General features: G+C 33.3%; 2 protein-coding genes. Both read right to left on the bottom strand.

The genetic code is table 11. The features are described from left to right. Positions 1–149: 149 nt before the first annotated feature. Positions 150–2,357 carry an HYR domain-containing protein gene (locus tag BG20_RS11565; protein WP_010189439.1) on the bottom strand — a complete coding sequence of 736 codons (2,208 nt, stop codon included), beginning with the start codon at positions 2,355–2,357 and terminating at the stop codon, positions 150–152. A 26-nt stretch (positions 2,358–2,383) separates the two neighbouring features. Next, positions 2,384–3,214: integrase (locus tag BG20_RS00125; RefSeq protein ID WP_338032778.1), on the bottom strand; the 831-nt coding region annotated here is incomplete at its 5' end.

Raw genomic sequence — 3,214 nt, 5'->3', positions numbered from 1 at the left:
GTGGTCAAAGCACACCCAAGGCTCCGCTTTCCTTCGGAAGAAGGGCTGCGCGTTCCTTCGGAAATTAATTTTTCTTTTTTGTTGTTATTAAATTCATAACGATTATTATTCCAAAATAATTTTATTTTTTGATTTAACATGCTTACATATTAGTTAAAATTAATATCAAAACTAAATTTCTGAGTTGTCCAACCTTTGGATGTCTCTATCCCCTCAAACATTATCTTAAATGATTTTGATTCTATAGGCTCAAAAAATACCCATCCCTCTTCAATTACATCCATTGGAATATCACTCTCAATAGTTGGAACTTTGACCGTAAATAATCCTAAAAGTTTTGCTTTGAATTGTTTTTTATCTTGAATAATTGCGGAGCTATGTCCATAGAAATCAACCCCATCTGGATTTCCAATGTTTTCTACTGCTATCAGTGCTCTTGTATGTTGTGGAGTGATCTCAATTTTCTTTAATGTGACTTTTATGTTTCCTTGTGTTTGTGACTCATTTACATTAATTGTAGTTGTTGGAGGAAATTTAGCATCAAGACATGAAATTTCATTATATTTTTCTAGATTTACAAGCGGAATATCTCTTGATGCCCCAGTTAACATCAGTGTAGCTTGTGCTTTTCCTTGGATCTTTCCTTCTGCTACAAGGCAACTGTTTTCTTTGAATCCTGGATTAGATTTAGAATACAACCATATTCGTTGTGTAATGTCAAAACTGTCTCCTTCTTTTACATCAAAAACATATGCAGTTCCATCTGAACTGATAAACGGCTCTTGAGTAATTTCCCCATGCAACTTTGCCCAAACCCCTTTGTATTTGTCTGGTTCTGTGAATACTTTTTTGAATTGATCATTTGTAAGAATTTTAGGATCAGATGATGCTTCATGTTTGATTACTTGCAGTTTAGATGTATTTTGTGTAGATTCAGTTGTTTTCTGAGTAGTTTCAGATGTATTTACATTAACTATTCCATTTTTTACTAAAAATTCAATTCCTTTTGCAAAGTCTCCATCAGTAATCTGATTCTTTGCCCACCAACAAGCGTTGTTTTTAATCCAAGATGGGATTTCAGAACTACTTCCATCAGATGATATGACTGGAACAATTATGATTTTATTTGTGATTAAATATTGTACTCCCTCAATAAATGAAGGATCGTCTATTTTTCCATCACACCAAAATGATGCGATGTTTTTGACCCAGCTTGGAATTTCTGTTTTTGGTGATTGAACGGTTACTGTAAATGTAACTGGACTTGCTTTATTTCCAGATGAATCTGAAACTGAACATGTGACCTTTGTACTCCCAATTGGAAATAATGATCCTGATGATGGGTTGCACGTTGGAATTAAATTCCCGTCATTATCGTCTATTGCAAGTACGTTAAATGATACTTTGATTCCGTTACCGTTGGCAGCTTTCTCTGTAATGTCTTTTGGCTGTAGTATTTTTGGTGGAACTAAATCTGTTTTAATTGAATTTCCTAACACTTCTCCACCTCTTGAAACTACTATTGTTCCAGTCATCCAAGGATGAACCATGCAAAAGTAAGGATAAGTTCCCTCTCTGCTAAATTTTTGAGAAAATGATTTGCCACTCATAAATAAACTGGAATCAAAATCACCTGTAGGTGGTTTATCAGGAGTTCCTGAAGTTACAGTATGTGCAGCTGAATCTGTATTGTACCATGTAACTGTTGAACCCTTTCCTATTTTCATTATAGAGGGAGAATAACATGAACTCGTTGTTTCACAACCTGGAGAACTTGATCCTTTTGCTATCGAAATATCTGCTGTGTTTGATACAGAAGTTGGATTTGTAACACTAGGAGTTGATGGTGTTTTTGTTGCTGGTGTTTTGCTAGGTTCTTGTGGTGGAGGAACATTCACTCGAACTGCTTTTTCTTGACAACTTCCAAAATATGGATTCTTGCAATAGTCTGGTGATGATTCATACAGATGTAAAGTAAATGTTAGATTTTCTTTCGGTACTTCAAAACAGAATTTTGCATCATCAGATAAACCTGGATTCAATTCTATTGATGATTCCCATGGACATTGTTGTTCAGAAACTGTATGACCCTTATCATTTAAATTAAAATAATTTGAAGTTGAAAATTCTCTATGTCTGTCATCGTCTAAAACTGTATAAAAATAATAAATTGATATTCTTTCTTTATCATTATTTGTAATTTTTGTTTTTACTGAAATAACATCTGCTTTTTCACCCCAAATTCTTTCTGCTTTTTCAATTTTGACATCTAAATTCCCCCAGTATGACTCTGCAAAAACATTTGGTAAAAATATTGATGAAATAAGAACTAATGAAAAAATTAAAAATATTTTCATTATATAAAAATTATATTTCATCTAGATTAACTTTTCAATATTTTATTCCATAGTTTGTTCCATTTTTTCTGATTTTGACTCATCATGGGCAAAAAATAATGACGTTGGGAAACGTCTCCTTTTCGGCCTTGCATAAATTGAGCCATCATACCATCTATTTTCATGGCAATTAACGTGTAATTCAGTTTTCTAAGATATCTAATCTCACAGCCTAGGTATTTTGAATTAAGATTCCTGTATGTCCCTGTATTGCTTATTTTGAAGTTAATTTTGTCATGTAAAAATGGGTGACAATACACAGCATTAGTTTTTTTGGTATTCCTGTCTGTAAAAATCTCTAATATTCCATTATGACAAATTTTATCATGATTGTTAAACGCATCAATTGCTTCTGAAGTTCTTAGTCCTGAAACTAAAACAAACATTGCAAAAATCTGATATTTTTCTGGCAGTTTTCTAATGTTTTCTACAATTTTTTCTATGCTGACATTGTTTGCCATCCAATAGTTTTTAGATTTCACATTGATTCTCCATTTGATCTCTTTTTTCTTGAGCCACTTTGTAAATTCATCATGAAATTCTGTATCATTTTTTATATCTAGAAATCTGGTTAGGTTTGCTAATCCCTTCAGAACATCTAATTTTTTCCTAGATTGTGGCATGAGAACTAATTCATGGCTAAATGCAAGGTGATGATACTTTCTGCTAGACTTGAAAGTATACTTTGCATGAATCTGACTTTTGTTATCAAATAACCATTTTCGATATTCTTCCCAATCAAGTGCCTTGGTAGCTTCAGCCATGGAAGATGCGAGTTCTTCAAAATGGACGCCGGAGCGAAGCGGAGGCGGCCGGCA

This window comes from Candidatus Nitrosarchaeum limnium BG20, from assembly GCF_000241145.1.
GTDB lineage: Archaea > Thermoproteota > Nitrososphaeria > Nitrososphaerales > Nitrosopumilaceae > Nitrosarchaeum > Nitrosarchaeum limnae.
This window is presented reverse-complemented; position numbering and strand designations above follow the sequence as displayed.